Origin of the sequence: Variovorax sp. 54 (assembly GCF_002754375.1) — a bacterium.
Taxonomy (GTDB): domain Bacteria; phylum Pseudomonadota; class Gammaproteobacteria; order Burkholderiales; family Burkholderiaceae_C; genus Variovorax.
In genome coordinates this window covers 4,235,451-4,252,810 of record NZ_PEFF01000001.1, presented here as the reverse complement: position 1 = coordinate 4,252,810, position 17,360 = coordinate 4,235,451, and the positions used below count along the sequence as shown (strand labels likewise).

17 protein-coding genes are annotated in these 17,360 nt (G+C 66.7%); 7 read left to right on the top strand and 10 right to left on the bottom strand.

The features are described from left to right. Positions 1–10 precede the first annotated feature (10 nt). The 3 genes from CLU95_RS19675 (at position 11) to CLU95_RS19665 (ending at position 2,942) form a co-directional block, all read left to right on the top strand. On the top strand, positions 11–415 hold the full coding sequence (locus CLU95_RS19675) for an outer membrane protein assembly factor BamE (protein WP_099795156.1): 405 nt from the start codon (positions 11–13) through the stop codon (positions 413–415). A 217-nt stretch (positions 416–632) separates the two neighbouring features. Further along, positions 633–1,772 carry a helix-turn-helix transcriptional regulator gene (locus tag CLU95_RS19670; RefSeq protein ID WP_099795155.1) on the top strand — a complete coding sequence of 380 codons (1,140 nt, stop codon included), beginning with the start codon at positions 633–635 and terminating at the stop codon, positions 1,770–1,772. An 18-nt stretch (positions 1,773–1,790) separates the two neighbouring features. After that, complete coding sequence (locus CLU95_RS19665) at positions 1,791–2,942, top strand: helix-turn-helix transcriptional regulator (RefSeq protein ID WP_099795154.1); 1,152 nt, start codon at positions 1,791–1,793, stop codon at positions 2,940–2,942. A gap of 19 nt (positions 2,943–2,961) precedes the next feature. On the opposite strand, the gene CLU95_RS19660 is transcribed toward CLU95_RS19665, so the two are convergent. Next, on the bottom strand, positions 2,962–3,306 hold the full coding sequence (locus CLU95_RS19660) for a YbaN family protein (RefSeq protein WP_099797391.1): 345 nt from the start codon (positions 3,304–3,306) through the stop codon (positions 2,962–2,964). A gap of 199 nt (positions 3,307–3,505) precedes the next feature. Here CLU95_RS19660 and CLU95_RS19655 point away from each other — a divergent pair, with 199 nt between their 5' ends. After that, positions 3,506–4,018: a bacteriohemerythrin gene (locus CLU95_RS19655; protein WP_099795153.1), complete on the top strand. Its 513-nt coding sequence runs from the start codon at positions 3,506–3,508 to the stop codon at positions 4,016–4,018. Between the two features lie 15 nt (positions 4,019–4,033). On the opposite strand, the gene CLU95_RS19650 is transcribed toward CLU95_RS19655, so the two are convergent. The 5 genes from CLU95_RS19650 to CLU95_RS19630 all read right to left on the bottom strand — a co-directional run bounded on the left by CLU95_RS19650 (position 4,034) and on the right by CLU95_RS19630 (position 8,913). Further along, on the bottom strand, positions 4,034–5,545 hold the full coding sequence (locus tag CLU95_RS19650) for a tripartite tricarboxylate transporter permease (protein WP_099795152.1): 1,512 nt from the start codon (positions 5,543–5,545) through the stop codon (positions 4,034–4,036). A 33-nt stretch (positions 5,546–5,578) separates the two neighbouring features. Further along, the gene (locus CLU95_RS19645; RefSeq protein WP_099795151.1) at positions 5,579–6,067 is read right to left on the bottom strand and encodes a tripartite tricarboxylate transporter TctB family protein; all 489 of its coding nucleotides are present in this window, start codon (positions 6,065–6,067) and stop codon (positions 5,579–5,581) included. Between the two features lie 138 nt (positions 6,068–6,205). Then, a complete protein-coding gene (locus tag CLU95_RS19640) occupies positions 6,206–7,585 on the bottom strand; it encodes a sensor histidine kinase (RefSeq protein WP_099795150.1) in 1,380 nt (459 codons plus the stop codon). Next, positions 7,582–8,265: a response regulator transcription factor gene (locus tag CLU95_RS19635; protein WP_099797390.1), complete on the bottom strand. Its 684-nt coding sequence runs from the start codon at positions 8,263–8,265 to the stop codon at positions 7,582–7,584. The genes CLU95_RS19640 and CLU95_RS19635 overlap by 4 nt, the downstream gene beginning before the upstream one ends. Positions 8,266–8,448: 183 nt before the next feature. After that, positions 8,449–8,913 (bottom strand): hypothetical protein, encoded by a 465-nt coding sequence (locus CLU95_RS19630; protein ID WP_099795149.1) that lies wholly within the window; start codon positions 8,911–8,913, stop codon positions 8,449–8,451. A gap of 240 nt (positions 8,914–9,153) precedes the next feature. Between CLU95_RS19630 and CLU95_RS19625 the strand changes: the two genes are divergently transcribed. After that, complete coding sequence (locus tag CLU95_RS19625) at positions 9,154–9,675, top strand: hypothetical protein (RefSeq protein WP_099795148.1); 522 nt, start codon at positions 9,154–9,156, stop codon at positions 9,673–9,675. 3 nt (positions 9,676–9,678) lie between these two features. Then, a complete protein-coding gene (locus CLU95_RS19620) occupies positions 9,679–10,485 on the top strand; it encodes a DUF1266 domain-containing protein (RefSeq protein ID WP_099795147.1) in 807 nt (268 codons plus the stop codon). Positions 10,486–10,722: 237 nt separating this feature from the next. On the opposite strand, the gene glmS is transcribed toward CLU95_RS19620, so the two are convergent. Then, complete coding sequence (gene glmS / locus CLU95_RS19615) at positions 10,723–12,603, bottom strand: glutamine--fructose-6-phosphate transaminase (isomerizing) (RefSeq protein ID WP_099795146.1); 1,881 nt, start codon at positions 12,601–12,603, stop codon at positions 10,723–10,725. A gap of 141 nt (positions 12,604–12,744) precedes the next feature. On the opposite strand from glmS, the gene CLU95_RS19610 reads away from it, so the two are divergent. After that, positions 12,745–13,227 (top strand): Lrp/AsnC family transcriptional regulator, encoded by a 483-nt coding sequence (locus CLU95_RS19610; RefSeq protein WP_099795145.1) that lies wholly within the window; start codon positions 12,745–12,747, stop codon positions 13,225–13,227. Between the two features lie 18 nt (positions 13,228–13,245). Here the strand turns inward: CLU95_RS19610 and otsA are convergent, their stop codons facing one another. The 3 genes from otsA to otsB are packed head-to-tail and all read right to left on the bottom strand — an operon-like array spanning position 13,246 to position 17,338. Continuing rightward, a complete protein-coding gene (otsA, locus tag CLU95_RS19605) occupies positions 13,246–14,631 on the bottom strand; it encodes an alpha,alpha-trehalose-phosphate synthase (UDP-forming) (protein WP_099795144.1) in 1,386 nt (461 codons plus the stop codon). Next, entirely contained in the window at positions 14,628–16,550 is a 1,923-nt protein-coding gene (locus tag CLU95_RS19600) for a glycoside hydrolase family 15 protein (RefSeq protein ID WP_099795143.1), read from the bottom strand. Before CLU95_RS19600 ends, otsA begins: the two co-directional genes overlap by 4 nt. Then, positions 16,547–17,338: a trehalose-phosphatase gene (otsB, locus tag CLU95_RS19595; protein ID WP_099795142.1), complete on the bottom strand. Its 792-nt coding sequence runs from the start codon at positions 17,336–17,338 to the stop codon at positions 16,547–16,549. Before otsB ends, CLU95_RS19600 begins: the two co-directional genes overlap by 4 nt. Positions 17,339–17,360: the final 22 nt, after the last annotated feature.

Sequence of the window (17,360 nt, the reverse complement as noted above, 5' to 3'; positions counted from 1 at the left end):
TTCTTCTCTCATGACCCGCACCTTCTTCCCCATCGCCACGCTGTTGACCGTGCTGACGCTCACCGGCTGCACCTCGTACGTGAGCCGCGGCATCGACAGCGACGGCAAGGCCACCGAACTCGTCTGGCCCGGTGCCGACCAGCAGCAGGCCTGGCAGACCGAAGGCAGCTTTCCGAACCGCGAGAACCTGCGCGCCATCGGCCCCGGCGCCACCAAGGACCAGCTCTACGCCCTCATCGGCCGCCCGCACTTCGACGAAGGCATGGCGGCCGTGCGCGAGTGGGACTACGTCTTCCACTTCCGCTCGGGCGGCGGCGCCACGAGCTGCCGCTACAAGGTGATCTTCGACACCGACTACAAGGCACGCAGCTTCCACTGGAACCCGGCGGTCTGCGCGGAGCTGGTGAAGGGCTGAGCCCCCGGCGGCGCAAACGCTAGCGGAGACCGCAACGCGGGCGCATCATCCGTTTGCATGATGCGCGGCGTGCCCGGCACGCCGACCATGCCGCTGGCGCTGCGCGACGCAGGCGCCCCGGCACGATCCGACACAGATCGCACGTCCCGGGTTCATGGGATGACGGACCCGCGCCTTTCGGATTCCATCCCTTGCAGGCTTGCACAGGGAGGATGACGTGATCGATTCGCTGGTTTCCGAGATCTATGCCGCCGCGAGCGGACGGGCCCACTGGTCGACCACCCTGGCCCACGTGGCGCGCTACCTCGACCTGTGGACCATCCAGATCATGGGCGTCGACAAGCGGCGCGGCCACCTGATGTTCAGCGTGCACGGGGGCCGCTCCACGCCGCAGACCGCGCTGGACTACTTCCGGCAGTACAACGCCCTCGATCCGCGCGTCGGCATGGCGCTGGCCACACCGCAAGGCCAATGGCTGCACTGCCACGAGCACTTCGACGACCGCTACGTGGCGCACGACCCGTTCTATCAAGACTTTCTCATTCCCCACGGCGGCCGGTACGCCTCGGGCACCGTGCTCATCGACAACGACGAGGTCGTGTTCCTGCTGGCCATGATGCGCGGCCATGGCAGCCACCCGCTGCACAGCGGCGAGATGAAGGTCTTCGAGCAGTTCCGCTTCCATTTCGCCGAGGCCATGCACAACCTCGTGCATGTGCGCGAGGCCTACGCCGAACTCGGCATGGCGCGCGAACTGCTCAACCAGTTCGGCTACCCCATGCTGCTGGTCGACGAAACGCGTGGCATCCGCCATCGCAACGCTGCGGCGGCCAAGCTGCTGCGCGAAGGCCAGGTGGTCGCGGAGCGCGGCGGCTTCCTGGCGGGCCTGGGCAAGGGGGAGAACGAGGCGCTGACCGAAGCGATCTACGCGCTGCAACTGTCCGACACCGAAGCACCGCCGTCGCTGCGGCGCGGCGTGGTGGCACTGAAAGGCGTCTCGGGCGAACCGTGGCTGGCGTTCGTGAGCGCCGTGCGGCCCGACAAGGCCATGGGCGCCTTCGGCCTCGGCGCCCGCGCGCTGGTCATCCTGCACGGTCCCGCGCAACGCGCGCAGGGGCTCGACCCGTTCATCCTTGCGGAGTGCTTCAAGCTCACGCCTGCCGAATCACGCGTGGCGGCGCAGCTCGCGGGCGGAAGCAACATCAAGGAAATCGCCCAGCGCAGCGGCAAGGCGCTGGCCACGGTGCGCACCCAGGTCGCGCAGGTGATGCTCAAGGCCGACGTGAACCGCCAGTCGGACCTGGTGCGTGTGCTGCTGTCGCTGCCGGCGCGGACCTTTGCGGCCGAGCAGCCCTGACACATCCCGCACGATTCCATGCTCTCCGACGCCCTCATCTCCGACCTGTATGCCGCGGCGGCCGGCCGGCTGGACTGGCAACAGCCGCTCTCCAGCCTCGCCACGCAGCTGGACCTGTGGGCGGTCCAGGTCATCGGCGTGGACAAGCGCAGCGGCGCGCTGATCTTCAGCGGCGAAGGCGGCCCCGTGACACCGCAGGCGGCGCTCGACTACATCCGCTTCTTTCATTCGATCAACCCGCGCATGGCGCCCACGCTGGCCACGCTGGCCACGCCGGTCGGCCGATGGATGCACTGCCACGAGCACTTCGATGCACGCTACGTGGCCGCGAGCCCTTTCTATCAAGACTTCCTGATCCCGCACGGCGGCCGCTACCTGTCGGCCACGAAGATCCTCGACAGCGACGACGCGCTCTACCTGCTGGGCATCATGCGCGGCCACGGCAGCGCGCCCATCGGCCCCGCCGACCTCCCCTTGATCGACCAGGTCCGGCATCACCTGGGCGAGGCGCTTCGGAACGTGCAGCACATCCGCGCGGCCTTCGTCGAGCTGGGTGTGGCGCGGCACCTGCTCGACCAGTTCCCGCATCCGATGCTCCTCGTGGACGAGGCCCGGCGCATCCGGCACGTCAACCCGGTGGCAGCCGACTGGTTGAACCACCAGGACGTGGTGAGCGAGCGCCATGGCTTCCTGCATTGCCATCACCCGGAGAACCAAGAACGGCTCACGCGCGGCATCGATGCGATGCAGCTCGGCGGCAATGGCAACGACGGTGAAGCCAAGCGGGAGGCGGTGGTCCTGCGCCGCAAGGACGGCGCCCGCGTCCTGGCCTTCATCACGCGCATGGACGCCACGCAGACGATGGGCATGTTCGGCCAGCAGTCGTGCGCGCTGATCCTGCTGCACGCCCCGCAGGCTTCGAAGGCGCCGCTGGACGCCTTCATCGTGGCCGAGTGTTTCGGCCTGACGCCGGCCGAGGCCAAGGTCGCGGTGCAGATCGCCTCGGGGTTCGCCCTCAAGGAAATCGCCCAGCGCAGCAAGATCGCCCTGCCGACGGTGCGCTCGCACCTGCAACGGGCGATGGAGAAAACCGGCACCACGCGGCAGGCCGAACTGGTGAGCGCGCTGCTGACGTTGCCGCTGGCGCGCAGCGCACCCGTCAGCCGATAGCCGATAGCGGCGCGCCGGATCAGCCCTGCGGCTCCGGCCGCCGCCACAGCCACGCCAGCACGACCGCCATCGACCCGATGGCGACGCCCGCGAGCCACGGCTTGTGCGCAGTGAACACGATGACGACCGCGCAGAACGCCATCGCCGCGGTGGCGCTCCACTTGGCGCGGCGGCTCACGGTGCGGCCGTTTTCCCAGTTGCGCAGCAGCGGGCCGAAGAGCCGGTGGTTCAGCAGCCAGCGGTGCAGCCGCGGCGAGCTGCGCGCGGCGGCCCAGGCGGCCATCAGCACGAAGACCGTGGTCGGCATGCCCGGCGCGACCACGCCGATGGCGGCCAGCACGAGGCACAGCACGGCAAAGACCATCAGCAGCCAGCGCACGACGAGCGGCAACGGCCGGGGCTCGACAACGGCGGGCGGGGTCTGGTGGTCTTCGGCGGGGGTCACGGGACGATTGTCTTTCTTTCTCTTTCGCCCTGCGGACGCGCTTGATTCAGATCAACCGCGCGCCGCTTTCGGCTGCCGATACTGGACTTTTACATCCACCTGCAAAGTTCTGAAGACCATGGCCCACCTTGTATGGAAGACCGAGCTCAATACGGGGATCCATGAGATCGACACGCAGCACCAGCGCATCGTGCAATACATCAATGCGCTGGACGACGCCCGGCGCACGAACGACCGCAAGGTCGTGGGCCGGATCATCGAAGAGACCATCGACTACACCGCCTCGCACTTCGCGCTCGAAGAAGCCATGATCGAGGACGCGGGCTACCCCTTCTCGGGCCCGCACAAGAAGGTGCACGAGATCTTCGTGCGCCGCGTCACCGAATTCCGCGCACGCTTCGAATGCGGCGAAGAGGTGCTGGCCGAGCTGCACGACATGCTCTCGCGGTGGCTGTTCAATCACATCCGCCATGAAGACGGCGCGTATGTGGCCACCGTGAAAGCGCACCTACGGACGACCGATTCATCGGCCGAAGTCCTCGTGCACGCGCAGGTCCGCCATGCGGTGCAGCAAGGCGGCGCCGCGGGGCAGGTCAAGCTGGGCTGGATGCGGCGACTGTTCGGCGGGTAAGACAGCGCGGCCGCGTCACTCCTCCACGAACGCTTCTTCGCGCTTGGCCTTCACCGAAGGCAGCAGCACCACGATGAGCAGCAGCGCGGCGGCGGCCAGCAGCCCCGCCGACAGCGGGCGCATGACGAACACGCTCCAGTCGCCGCGCGACAGCAGCAGCGCGCGGCGCAGGTTCTCTTCCATCATCGGCCCGAGGATGAAGCCCAGCAGCAGCGGCGCGGGCTCGCACTTGAGCTTCAGGAACAGGTAGCCCACGATGCCGAAGATCGCGACCATCCACACGTCGAAGGTGTTGTTGTTCTCGGAGTACACGCCCACCGCGCAGAACAGCACGATCGACGGAAAGAGCCACTTGTAGGGAATGGTCAGCAGCTTGATCCAGATGCCGATCAGCGGCAGGTTCAGCACGATGAGCATCAGGTTGCCGATCCACATCGAGGCGATGAGGCCCCAGAAGAGTTCTGGGTTGCTGGTCATCACCTGCGGGCCCGGCTGGATGTTGTGGATGGTCATCGCACCCACCATCAGCGCCATCACGGCGTTGGGTGGAATGCCCAACGTCAGCAGCGGAATGAACGACGTCTGCGCGCCGGCATTGTTGGCCGACTCCGGCCCCGCCACGCCGCGGATGTTGCCCTTGCCGAAGGGCACCTCGCCCTGCTTGAGCTTGATGCGCTTCTCGATGGTGTAGGCCGCGAAGGCCGACAGCAGCGCGCCGCCGCCCGGCAGGATGCCCAGCGCGGAACCCAGCGCGGTGCCGCGCAGCACCGCGGGCGTCATGCGCCTGAAGTCTTCCTTGGTAGGCCACAAGCCCTTGACCTTGGCGGTGAACACCTCGCGCTCGTGCTCGGGCACGGCCAGGTTGGCGATGATCTCGCCGTAGCCGAACACACCCATCGCGATCGCGATGAAGCCGATGCCGTCGGTCAGTTCAGGAATGTCGAAGCTGTAGCGCGCCACGCCCGAGTTGACGTCGGTGCCCACGAGGCCCAGTGCCAGCCCGAGCAGGATCATCGTGATGGCCTTGAGCAGCGAGCCCGAGGCCAGCACCACGGCGCCGATCAGGCCCAGGATCATCAGCGAGAAGTATTCGGCCGGGCCGAACTTGAAGGCCAGCTCGGTCAGCGGCGGTGCGAAGGCCGCAAGAATGAGCGTGCCGACGCAGCCGGCGAAGAACGAGCCTAAACCCGCCGCAGCGAGCGCCGGCCCGGCCCTCCCCTTGCGCGCCATCTGGTAGCCGTCGATCACGGTCACCACCGACGATGACTCACCTGGCAGGTTCACCAGGATCGCGGTGGTCGAGCCACCGTACTGCGCGCCGTAGTAGATGCCGGCCAGCATGATCAGCGCCGACACGGGCGGCAGTGCGTAGGTGGCGGGCAGCAGCATCGCGATGGTGGCCACGGGACCGATGCCCGGGAGCACACCGATCAGCGTGCCCAGCAGGCAGCCGACGAAGGCATAGACAAGGTTCTGCGCGGTGAAGGCCACGCCGAAGCCGATCGAAAGATTGGTAATCAGGTCCATTGTTCTCTTGGATTTCTTGTTGTTCTGCGCGGGTCAACCGGCGATGAAGGTGGGCCACACCTGGAACTGCAGCTTCAGTGCCACCACGAAGGCCAGGTAGCTGCCGAGCGCGAGCACGGTCGCCAGCAGGGTCACGCCCTTCCAGCCGAAGCTGTCGCCCGCCAGGCTCGCGATGAAGGTCAGCGCATAGATCGCGACGATGAGCCCCATCGACGGCAGGCCGATGCTCGGCAGGCCGCCGAGCAGCACGCCGAAGACCAGGTTGGCGCCGATGATGAACAGCAGCGGTTTCCATGCGATGCGGCCCACGGGCTCGCCGTCGTCGGTCTCGACCGTGAGGGCCTTGAACGTGATCAGCACGCCCATGAAGGCGATGAGGATGCCCACGATGAGCGGAAAGTAGCCGGGGCCCATGCGGGCGCCGGTGCCCACGTTGTAGGTCGTGGCGCCCCATGCGAAGGCCACGCCGAAGGCGCTGAAAAGCACGCCCGAGCAGAAGTCTCTCTGACTCTTGATTCTCACCGTTGATGTCTCCTGGAACTGCGTTGATCGGCACACGATGTGCGTCAGCGATCCTAGGAATTCAGCGCGGCGGTGTGTATGAACAAAGCATTGCCATTCGGCAATGTTCGAGGCGCGACGAGGCGAAGAAGGCGCCGCTCAGGCGTCCGCCGTCGGCAGGTCGATGCAGGCGCGCAGGCCCGGACGGGCATCGCCGAACTGCAGGCGCCCGCCATGCAGCGCCACCACCGCCTGCACGCTCGCGAGCCCCAGGCCGTGGCCCGGCGTGCTGTGGTCCAGCCGATGGAAGCGCACGCCGATATGCGCGTACTCGGTGCTCGGAATGCCGGGGCCGTTGTCCTGCACGACGAGCTGCGCACGCCCGTCGACCGTGTGCGTGCCGATGCGCACCGTGGCGCCTTCCCCTGCGTACTTCAGCGCGTTGTCGAGCAGGTTGGCCGCCGCCCCCGCGAGCAGGTCGCGATCGCCCATCGCCACGGCGCGGTCGGCGGGCTCGCGCAGCAGCGTGATGCCCCGCATCTCGGCCACCGCCTCGTACAGCTCCGCCACGTCGTCGGCGATGACGTGCAGCGCCACCGGCGCGAACTGCTGGCGCCGCGCGCCGGCTTCGACCTCGGCGATCTGCAGCAGCTTCTCGAACATCACGGCCAGCTCCTCGAGCTCGCGGATGGCAGTGGCCACGGGCTCGCGCTGCGGGTGGTTCGCATCGCCGAGCCCGAGCCCCGCCTCGACCGCACGCAGGCGCACCAGCACGCGCGTGAGCGGCGTGCGCAGGTCGTGCGCGATGGTGTTCGACACATGGCGCACGCCGTCCATCAGCGACTGGATGCGGTCGAGCATCGCGTTGATGTCGCCCTCCAGCAGCGCGAACTCGTCTTCCTGGCCCGAAGGTGCCACGCGCTCCTGCAGCTCGCCCGCCGCGATGCGCGCGGCCGTGCGCCGCACCGCACCCACGCTGCGCTCCAGTTCCTGGCGAAAGACGAAGGTGCCGCCGATGAGCAGCAGCACCGCCACGATGCCCGCCGCCGCGCTGGCGCTGGCCACCAGCGATTCGATCGATTCCTGGTCGCGCAGGTCGTGCCCCACCACGAGGATGCCGCCGTCGGGCAGCGGGCGCATCACGAGGTAGGCGATGACGGTCTGGCCCGCACGCACCACGCGGCGGTGCACGCCGTCGCCCGCGTCGGGCGCCAGCGAAGGCATCTGGTCGAGGTTGCCTGCGCGCTTGTGTCCCTCGCGGTCGGTGAGCAGGTAGATCTCGTTGTCGGAGTTGCGGCCGTCGGAGAGCGCGTGGGCGATCTCGCCCGCCACACCGTCGGCGCCACGCGCTTCGTAGCGCACCATCAGCTGCTGCAGGCTGGCGCCCACCTGCCGCACCATGCGCTGCTGCAGCACGCCGACGGTCTGCATGTAGACGATGGCCAGTGCGGCCAGCATGGTGATGGCGACGAGCAGGCCGTAATAGAAGGCGAGCCGGAAGCCGACCGAGCGCCACAGCTGGCGCAGGGCCCGCGTCATTGCGGCGCGGCCAGCGTGTAGCCCACGCCGCGCACGGTGTGGATCAGCGTCGGCGCGCCGCCCGCATCGAGCTTGCCGCGCAGGCGGCTCACCTGCACGTCGATCACGTTGGTCTGCGGGTCGAACTGGTAGTCCCACACGGCCTCGAGCAGCATGGTGCGCGTGACCACCTGCCCCGGATGCATCATGAGATAGGCCAGCAGCCTGAACTCGCGCGGCTGCAGCGCGATGGGCCGGCCGCCGCGCTCCACGTGGCGGCGCGCCAGGTCGAGCGTGAGGTCGGCCAGCTGCAGCGTGCGGATCTCGGGCCCGCTGCGCGAGCGCCGCACCAGCGCCTCGGCGCGCGCCGCGAGTTCGGAAAAGGCAAAGGGCTTGGCCAGGTAGTCGTCGCCGCCGGCCTTGAGCCCACGCACGCGCTCATCGAGCGCGCTCAATGCACTGAGCACCAGCACCGGCGTCTTCTTGCCGAGGGCGCGCATCGTGGTGAGGATCGACAGGCCGTCCACGTCGTTGGGCAGCATGCGGTCGAGGATGACAAGGTCCCACGTCTCGCCCGTGGCACGCGCGAACGCATCCGCGCCGTCGCGGCTGATCACCGCCACATGGCCGAGCGAGCGGAAGCCTTCGGCGATGTAGCGCGCGTTGTCGGCATCGTCCTCGACGATGAGGCAGTGCCAGATGACGGTGGGGCCGAGCACGTCAGTCGGTGCGGCCACGACAAGAAATACCCATGGATGACGGCGCCGTTGGACTCATGTGGTGCCCCTGGGACGCAAGGGCTGCAACACAAATCCTAGCCCAGCTGGAAGCGGGAACGGCCCGCGCTTCATTACCATTTGTCCATGAAGGCGGCGGGGCTGAGTTCACTCTCCGTTCACCAGAGACACCCCGTCCACCGGCTTGCGCATCCATTTCGCAACGTCCACGCCCAATCCCTGAATCACTGCGTCCATTGCGCTGCATTCGGTCGTCTGCGCCGTGACATCGGCGGAGGGGGTGTGCGCCTGGCGCAGGCCTTGGAATTGCGCAGAGGGCAATCCCGGTTGTTCAAGCACCGCACGGACGACCACGATCGTGGGGCCGCCGGCGCTGACGGTCACGATGTCCGTGATGTCGATCTTCAGCAAAAGTGCGGCGTCCGTGCCGGTGGTACCCGGCACAGGGCGCACCACGTCATACCGCGCCTTCAACTGATCTTGCACAGCCTGACGCAGCGGGTCCGGCACGCCACACGCGTCATCGGCTTCAGACATCTGGCGGCCCTGGTCATGCCCGTACGCAACGGGCGGCAGCACCACCGTGGTGCGGGCAGCAGGTGCGGGCGACATTCGCTCAGGCGGCTGGGGATCGTGTGACCCGCAAGCCGCCAGAAGTGCGCTCACCGCCATCGCGATGCACCTGTTGCGCACGAAGGCAGGCGAAGCCTTTGCAGGCGCATTGGAGGTACAGCAGGCCGGCGGCATCGTGATGCGACTTGTTACATTAGTCCGGGGGTTGGAGGAATTTTTCAGGACCGACTACCTGCCGGGCGATCGCCCGGCCAAATCAACTATAAGGAAATATGCTACATGCAGACCATTAATTACAAAATGGAGTACTCGATTCTCGAGTACGTTTTCGGCCTGATTGGCCCGGCAATCATCATTGCCGCCATTTTTTATCCGATTGCCGATCTGAAAATAGGAACCCTTCGGCTCAATCTTCCGGCTGGCGTGGCCAATGGCATTCTCATGTTGATCGGGGCTTACGTCACGTATCTGACGGTTGGAACCCTGTTCAAGAAGCGCGCGGCCAACAGCCAAGGCGCCCGCATTGTTCTTGACGAGAAGAGCATGTCTTTCACGACCGTCAAGAAATTTGCAGGCGTACTGACCACGGTGAGCTACGACGCCATCGACAAGGTCACCATCACGGACACCCCGGAAACCTCGACATCGACTGCAGAAAAGACGGTGGAAATCAGCACCCCGTCCATGGCGCCTAAAAAGCATGAATTCGATGCCATTCACATGGCAAAGGATTCAGACTTTGACGTGTTCGTGAATGCACTCAAGCATCGCGCCGTCAATGCCGCATTCAAGCAAATCTAATCCATGGGTTTTCTGAATAAATTGCTCCAGATAATTTCTGGAAAAAAATACAGAAATTGCCCTGATGGGGCCGCGACGGACCCGGTGGCGCAGCGAGCACTTCAAGCGGGGCTCATCAACTCCGAACAGGTCACGGCGTATTGCGACAGCTACACGACCGGGCTGTCTGCCGATGCGCTCACCGAGGGGCTTGGCTCGTCCTGGGGCATCAGTTCGCCTCAGGAAGCCGCTGAAACCCTGGAGTCCCTCGGCCGCTATGGCCATCGCTTTTTCTACGACATTGTTTTTCGGATTGACGGCGAGGGGGCTTCAGGCGACGAGCGCCCGAAGGTTCTGGAGGCATTGGCAGCCAGCGGTCGATACGGCGCCCCCGACACGGTGCGAATGCGGATGGCCGCGCAGGGGCCGTCCGAGGAAAAAGATCGCGTTTTCTCGGCTTTGGAGCAAGCCATGGAGATGCTGGAGAATCTGCGATCCGTTTTTCGACTTCTCGAAGACAAGGTCAATGGCTCGTATCTCCCCAAGGATTACAGCGCCGGCATACTGGCCTGGGACCTTGGCCGTCGCGTCACGGTGGCAAGAATGTCATTGGACTGCAAATACATTGAGCCGGACGAATTCAACCGCATTCTTGCGAATGTAGAGCAAGAATTGCGTTCGAATTTTTCTTCCTGGCCACAGTTTGCAAAGAGCTACATCATTGGCCGGGCCAGCTGGGGGGGTCAGAACATGACGCTGGGCGGGATCATCGGTATTGCCGAAGATCTCATGACCGATGAAAAAAGCCCTTGGGTGCTGTCGCCTCTGTGAGTTGCACTCGACGTCAGCGCCGGAAAATATCCCGCTCGGCGGATCACTCCCTGTTGATTTCCGTGCACGTTTGATCCACTTGTCCGCCGCGAACTGACCGGCCGCAATGTCTTGCGGCCGGTGCTCGCATGGAAAACCGGATCACTCGCAAACGGAAATCAACACATCAGGGTGCATTCCGGCTCTATTTGCACGTGCACGACCTGATGGGGCGGAATTGGCGCCGCCCTCGCCCCCTCACTCCACCGTCACGCTTTTGGCAAGGTTCCGCGGCTTGTCCACGTCCGTCCCACGCGCACACGCCGTGTGATACGCCAGCAGCTGCAGCGGCACCACATGCAACAGCGGCGACAGCGCGCCGTAGTGCTCGGGCATGCGGATCACGTGCAGGCCTTCGCCGCTCGCGATCTGCGTGTCGCCGTCGGCCAGCACGTAGAGCACGCCGCCGCGGGCGCGCACTTCCTGCAGATTGCTCTTGAGCTTTTCGAGCAGCGCGTCGTTGGGCGCCACGGCCACCACGGGCATCTCGCTCGTGACGAGGGCGAGCGGGCCGTGCTTGAGTTCGCCGGCGGCATAGGCCTCGGCGTGGATGTAGGTCACTTCCTTGAGCTTGAGCGCGCCTTCGAGTGCGATCGGGTAGTGCAGGCCGCGGCCGAGGAACAGGGCGTTGTCCTTGCGCGCGAAGTCCTCGGCCCAGCCGATGAGCTGCGGCTCGAGCGCGAGCACCGACTGCAGCGCGACGGGCAGGTGGCGCATTTCCTTCAGGTAGCGCGCTTCGTCGACGGCGCTCAGGCGGTCCTTGGCCTGTGCGATGGCGAGCGTCAGCAGGAACAGGCCCGCGAGCTGGGTGGTGAAGGCCTTGGTCGAAGCGACGCCGATTTCGACACCGGCGCGCGTGATGTAGGCCAGCTTGCATTCGCGCACCATGGCGCTGGTGGCGACGTTGCAGATGGTCAGCGTCTGCTCCATGCCCAGCGAGCGCGCGTGCTTGAGCGCGGCCAGCGTGTCGGCGGTTTCGCCGGACTGGCTGATGGTGACGACCAGCGTCTTGGGGTCGGGCACGGAGTCGCGGTAGCGGTACTCGCTGGCGATCTCGACCTGCGTGGAGATCTTCGCGATGCTCTCGAGCCAGTACTTGGCGGTGCAGCCGCTGTAGTAGCTGGTGCCGCAGGCCAGGATGAGAATCTTGTCGATGTCCTGGAACACGCGGTGCGCGCTGGCGCCGGTGGCGCCGTCCTGCCCGATGCCGTCGAACAGCTCGGGGACGATGCCCTCGACGCCTTCGAGCGTGTCGCCGATGGCGCGCGGCTGCTCGAAGATTTCCTTCTGCATGTAGTGGCGGTACGGGCCCAGCTCGGCCGCGCCGCTGTGGGCGTGCACGGTGCGCACGGTGCGCGTGACGGGCTTGTGGTTCTTGTCGACGATCCAGTACTTGCCGGGCTGCAGGTCGACCACGTCGCCTTCTTCGAGGTAGACGATCTGGTCGGTCACGCCGGCCAGCGCCATCGCGTCGCTGGCCAGGAAGTTCTCGGTGCCGTCCTTGCCCGCGCCGAGGATCAGCGGCGAGCCGGCGCGCGCGCCGATGACGCGCTGCGGTTCGTCGCGGCAGATGACGGCGATGGCGTAGGCGCCATGCAGTTGCAGCACGGCGGCCTTGACGGCTTCGAACAGGTCGCCGTTGTAAAGGCTGTCGACGAGGTGGGCGATGACCTCGGTGTCGGTCTGGCTCTCGAACACGTAGCCCTTGGCTTCGAGCGCGGCGCGCAGCGGCTCGTGGTTCTCGATGATGCCGTTGTGCACGAGCGCGATGCGGCCCGGGCGCGCGGCCGGTGCATCGGCGCCGGGGCCGTGGCTGAAGTGGGGGTGGGCGTTGTGCACGGCCGGTGCGCCGTGGGTGGCCCAGCGGGTGTGGGCAATGCCGGTGAGGCCTTCGATCTTGTCGTCGCGCACCTGCGTCAGCAGTTCGGCCACGCGCGAGGTGGTGCGCGCACGGCTCAGGCCGCCCGCATGCACCGCGACGCCGCAGGAGTCATAGCCGCGGTATTCGAGCCGCTGAAGGCCCTGGACCAGGACCGGAACGATGTCGCGATGGGAGGCTGCGCCGACGATGCCGCACATGGGGTGTACCTTGTCTTGAAGAACAGAAGGGCTCGATGGTAGGGAGGCCACCGGGAAATAAGGCGTCTAAATTTCCACGGTTTTGGACTTTTATTTCACCCAAACCTTCAAGTGGAGTTTTATTCCATAATTTCAACCAATATGGAATCAATCTCCCTCGACGCGATCGATCTCAAGCTGCTCGACGCGCTCCAGCACGACGCCTCGCAGACCAACCAGCGCCTGGCCGCCGAGGTAGGCATCTCGCCGCCGACCTGCCTGCGCCGCGTGCAGCGGCTGCGGCAGGAAGGGCTCATCGAGCGCCAGGTCGCCCTGCTCTCCCCTGACCGCCTCGCCACGGTGCTGGGCCACGGCCTGCAGGCGGTGGTGGAGATTTCGCTCGACCGGCAGGATGCCGCCGCGCTCGACGCCTTCGAGGCCCGCGTGATCGCGGACGACGCGGTGCAGCAGTGCTGGCGCGTGTCGCCGGGGCCTGATTTCGTGCTGGTCGTGGTGGCGCGCGACATGCCCGGCTACGGCGCGCTGACGCAGCGGCTGTTCACGGCCGACGCCAACGTGCGCAACGTGAAGGCGTTCTTCAGCCTCAAGCGCGCGAAGTTCGGGGCCCGCATTCCGCTGGGCTGACGCGGGCTCCTGAAACGATCAGCGCTCGCTCGCCGCCTCGCGCAGCGCTTCGAGAAACGTGCGCCGCCACCAGTGGATGTCCTGCGCCCGGATGCGCGCCAGCAGCTTCTGGTGCCGCTCGCGCCGCTCTTCCAGCGGCATCTGCAGCGCCTGCTGCACCGTCTCGGCCGTGCCGTGCGTGTCGTACGGGTTCACCAGCAGCGCTTCCTTCAGCTGCTCGGCCGCGCCCGCAAAGCGCGACAGCACCAGCACGCCGGGGTCGGCCGGGTCCTGCGCCGCGATGTATTCCTTGGCCACAAGGTTCATGCCGTCGCGCAGCGGCGTCACCAAGCCCACGGCCGCCGCGCGGCACAGCCCCGGCACGCGGCGCCGCGCGACCATGCGGTGGATGTAGCGCACCGGCATCCAGTCGAGTTCGCCGTAGTCGCCGTTGATGGCGCCGCACAGCGATTCGAGTTCCTTGCGGATGTCGGCGTAGGCATCGACCGTCTCGCGCGTGGGCGAGGCGATCTGGATCAGCGTGGCGCTGCGGCGGTTCTCGGGGTAGTTGGCCAGCAGCTCGCGGAACGAGCGCACACGCTGCGGGATGCCCTTCGAATAGTCGAGCCGATCGATGCCCAAGAGCAGCCGGCGGCTCGAGTACTCGCGCTTCATGGTCTCGTACATGTCGCGCGATTCCTTGGCGTGCGTGAGCGCCGCGAACTCGTCCACGTCGATGCCGATGGGGAAGGCGTTGCAGCGCACCGTCTGCCCGTAGGCGCGGTACATGTCGTTGCCCAGGTACTCGCCGTGGGCTTCGTTGCGCACGTAGTGCTCGAAGTGCTGCACGTCCTGCTGCGCCTGGAAGCCGATCAGGTCGTACGAGAACAGCGAGCGCATCAGCCATTCGTGCTGCGGAATGGCCGCGATGATGATCTGCGGCGGCAACGGAATGTGCAGGAAGAAACCGATGCGCTGCCTGCAGCCCATGGCGCGCAGCTCGGCGGCCAGCGGCATCAGGTGGTAGTCGTGGATCCAGATGATGTCGTCATCTTTCAGCAGCGGCATCAGCTTGCGCGCGAACAGCTGGTTCACGCGCCGGTAGCCGCCGATGAAGCCTGCATCGAAATGCGCCAGGTCCAGCCGGTTGTGAAACACCGGCCACAGCACGTCGTTGCTGTAGCCCAGGTAGTAGCTGTCGTGGTCTTCGCGGCTCAGGTCGAGCGTGGCCAGCGTCACCTTGCCGGCCTGCTGCGTGCGCAGTTCGCCTTCGCCCGTGGGCCCGCCTTCGACGATCTGCCCGCTCCAGCCGAACCACAGGCCGCCGCTTTGCTGCAGGCTCTCGCCCAGGGCCACGGCCAGGCCGCCGGCGGCGGGCTTGCGTGGATCGGCCACGCGGTTGGAAACAACAACGAGACGACTCATATGCACGAATCCCAGGGAGCGGACAGGCGCACGGCCGCATTGATGATGCCGACCATCGAATAGGTCTGCGGAAAGTTGCCCCACATCTCGCCCGTGACCGGGTGCGTGTCTTCCGACAGCAGGCCCAGCGGGTTGCGCGCGGCGAGCATGGTCTCGAAGATTTGCCGCGCCTCGGCCTTGCGGCCGATCTTGGCCAGTGCGTCGATGCGCCAGAAGGTACAGATGTTGAAGGCGGTCTCGGGCTTGCCGAAATCGTCGGCCGCTTCGTAGCGGCGCATGTAAGGGCCGTCGCACAGCGACTTTTCCATCGCGTCGACGGTCGAGATGAAGCGCGGGTCGCGCGCATCGATCAGGCCGACCTCGACCATCAGCAGGATGCTGGCGTCGAGCTCGTTGCCGCCGAAACTCTCGGCAAAGGCCTGGCGCTCCTCGCTCCACGACTTGGCCAGAATTTCTTCCTTCATGCGCGCGGCATGGCCGTGCCAGTAGGCGGCGCGTTCGGGCAGCTCCAGCGTGCGCGCGATCTTGGCCAGCCGGTCGCAGGCGGCCCAGCTCATGAGCGCCGAGCTGGTGTGCACGCGGGCGCGCGTGCGCAGCTCCCACATGCCGGCGTCGGGCGTGCCGTACACGCGCACCGCCTTTTCGCCGACCGCCTCGAGGTGCGGAAACTCCGCCACGCCCGCGCGGCTCAACAGCCGGTGGTCATGGAAAGCCTGCGCCGCGCCGAGCACGATGTTGCCGTACACGTCGTGCTGGAAGTGCTCCTGCGCCTGGTTGCCCACGCGCACCGGGCCCATGCCGCGGTAACCGGGCAGGCCGTCGACAAAAGACTCGGGCAGCTCGCGCTCCAGCCCGATGCCGTACAGCGGCTGGATGTGCTCGCCGTGCGAGCCGATCACCACGTTGCCGAGCCAGCGCAGATAGTCTTCCATCGTGCCCACCTCGCTCAGCGAGTTGAGCGCGCGCACCACGAAGAAGGCGTCGCGCAGCCAGCAGTAGCGGTAGTCCCAGTTGCGCTGGCTGCCCGGCGCCTCGGGGATGCTGGTGGTCATGGCGGCGACGATGGCGCCGGTGTCTTCGTACAGCGAGAGCTTGAGCGTGATGGCCGCGCGGATCACCGCGTCCTGGTACTCGAAGGGAATGGCCAGGCGCTTGCTCCAGGTGCGCCAGTACGAAATGGTTTCCTGCTCGAACTTGCGCGCCGTGTCGGCGATGCCTTCGAGCAGCGTCTCGTCCACGCCGAACATGAAGTTGTACTCGCGCGAGATCACGAAGGGCTGGCGCGCGAGGATGTGCGAGATCGACGCGTCGGTGTTCAGCCGCAGCGTGACGTCAGGACCGACATAGCGAATGTGGTTGCTGCCGCGCGTGACCTCGATGGGTTCCGACGCGCCCCACTGGAAGCGCGGGTCGAGCGCCACGCGGATGCGCGGCGTGCCGGCAATGGGGCGTACACGGCGCACCATCATGAGCGGACGAAAGTAGCGCGAGCGGCTGTGAAAGCGCGGCGCGAAGTCGGTGATCTCGATGCCCTGCCCTGCGCTGTCGAACAGCTGCGTGCGCAGCACGGCGGTATTGGGCTCGTACCACTGCTTGCTGGAAGCGAAGTTCTCGATCTCGATGGCCCAGGCGCCGGCTTCCTCGCCGGGGTGCAGCAGCGCGTTGAAGACCGGGTCGCCGTCGAAGCGCGGCAGGCAGCACCAGACGGCACGCGCGCGCGCATCGATGAGCGCGCTGTAGGCGCAGTTGCCGATCACGCCGACATTGAGCGAAGGCTCGGCCGGCGGCGCAAAGCCGCGCGGCAGGGCTGCCGCCACTTTCGCGGCGTCGACGGGTGCCTGGTCGTCAGGGCCCGCCGCGCCGGCCAGGGCGTTGCCCGCGCGGTCCTGTGGGGCCTCCGGCAGTTGGTGTTCGCTCATGCGGGGCTCCTCGGTGATGTCTTGTGGTGATCGGGTGCGGCCAGCAGGTCGCGTGCCTGCACCAGCCATTCGTAGACCGCGCGCGGCGATTCGAGCCGGTGCAGCGCCAGGCTGGGCCCGGTCCCGACCTTGATCGCAACGCCGCCGCGCGGCTGCACGACGGCGAAGCCGCTCTCGTCGGTGGTGTCGTCGCCCGCAAAGATCGGCGTGCGGCCCGCGAACGGTGCTTCGTTCATGAAGGCTTCGATTGCGAGGCCCTTGTTCACGCCCGCGGGCTTCACCTCGAACACGAACTTTCCGTGCAGCAGCTCGAGCTGCGGATGGCCTTCGATGGCGCGCGTCATCGCGTCGCGGCACACGGCCTCGAGCTGCGGTGCGAGCCGGTAGTGCAGCGCGATGGCGGCGTGCTTGCGCTCCACCAGCAGGCCTTCGTGGATGCGCGCGAGTTCGTTGGCCACGTCGAGGATGGGCACGAGATCGGGCGGTCGCTGCTCCTGCATGCCGCCTTCGGCATCGCGGCGCTGCACGCCGTGCTCGCCCGCCGCGGGCAGGCGCAGCGGCGCCAGAAAGCGGTCGATGGCATCGATCTGGCGGCCCGACACCACGGCGAGCGCGCCACCGAGCAGGTCGCGCAGGTCGCTCAACAAAGGCACGAGGGCGGGCGGCACCTCGATGGCTTCAGGCGTGGCGGCGAGGCCGACCAGCGTGCCGTCGAAGTCGAGAAAAAGGGCGGCGTCCCGGCCCGGCGGAGGAGGCAACTGGGCGTTGCTGCTGGAGGACTTTGGCATTGGGAAAAACCATAGCACGGCT

Coding starts and splice junctions, on each gene's coding strand:
- CLU95_RS19675 (WP_099795156.1), top strand. CDS start 11: ATGACCCGCACCTTCTTCCCCATCGCCACGCTGTTGACCGTGCTGACG.
- CLU95_RS19665 (WP_099795154.1), top strand. CDS start 1,791: ATGCTCTCCGACGCCCTCATCTCCGACCTGTATGCCGCGGCGGCCGGC.
- CLU95_RS19660 (WP_099797391.1), bottom strand. CDS start 3,306: ATGGTCTTTGCCGTGCTGTGCCTCGTGCTGGCCGCCATCGGCGTGGTC.
- CLU95_RS19655 (WP_099795153.1), top strand. CDS start 3,506: ATGGCCCACCTTGTATGGAAGACCGAGCTCAATACGGGGATCCATGAG.
- CLU95_RS19650 (WP_099795152.1), bottom strand. CDS start 5,545: ATGGACCTGATTACCAATCTTTCGATCGGCTTCGGCGTGGCCTTCACC.
- CLU95_RS19640 (WP_099795150.1), bottom strand. CDS start 7,585: ATGACGCGGGCCCTGCGCCAGCTGTGGCGCTCGGTCGGCTTCCGGCTC.
- CLU95_RS19630 (WP_099795149.1), bottom strand. CDS start 8,913: ATGTCGCCCGCACCTGCTGCCCGCACCACGGTGGTGCTGCCGCCCGTT.
- CLU95_RS19625 (WP_099795148.1), top strand. CDS start 9,154: ATGCAGACCATTAATTACAAAATGGAGTACTCGATTCTCGAGTACGTT.
- CLU95_RS19620 (WP_099795147.1), top strand. CDS start 9,679: ATGGGTTTTCTGAATAAATTGCTCCAGATAATTTCTGGAAAAAAATAC.
- glmS (WP_099795146.1), bottom strand. CDS start 12,603: ATGTGCGGCATCGTCGGCGCAGCCTCCCATCGCGACATCGTTCCGGTC.
- CLU95_RS19610 (WP_099795145.1), top strand. CDS start 12,745: ATGGAATCAATCTCCCTCGACGCGATCGATCTCAAGCTGCTCGACGCG.
- otsA (WP_099795144.1), bottom strand. CDS start 14,631: ATGAGTCGTCTCGTTGTTGTTTCCAACCGCGTGGCCGATCCACGCAAG.
- CLU95_RS19600 (WP_099795143.1), bottom strand. CDS start 16,550: ATGAGCGAACACCAACTGCCGGAGGCCCCACAGGACCGCGCGGGCAAC.
- otsB (WP_099795142.1), bottom strand. CDS start 17,338: ATGCCAAAGTCCTCCAGCAGCAACGCCCAGTTGCCTCCTCCGCCGGGC.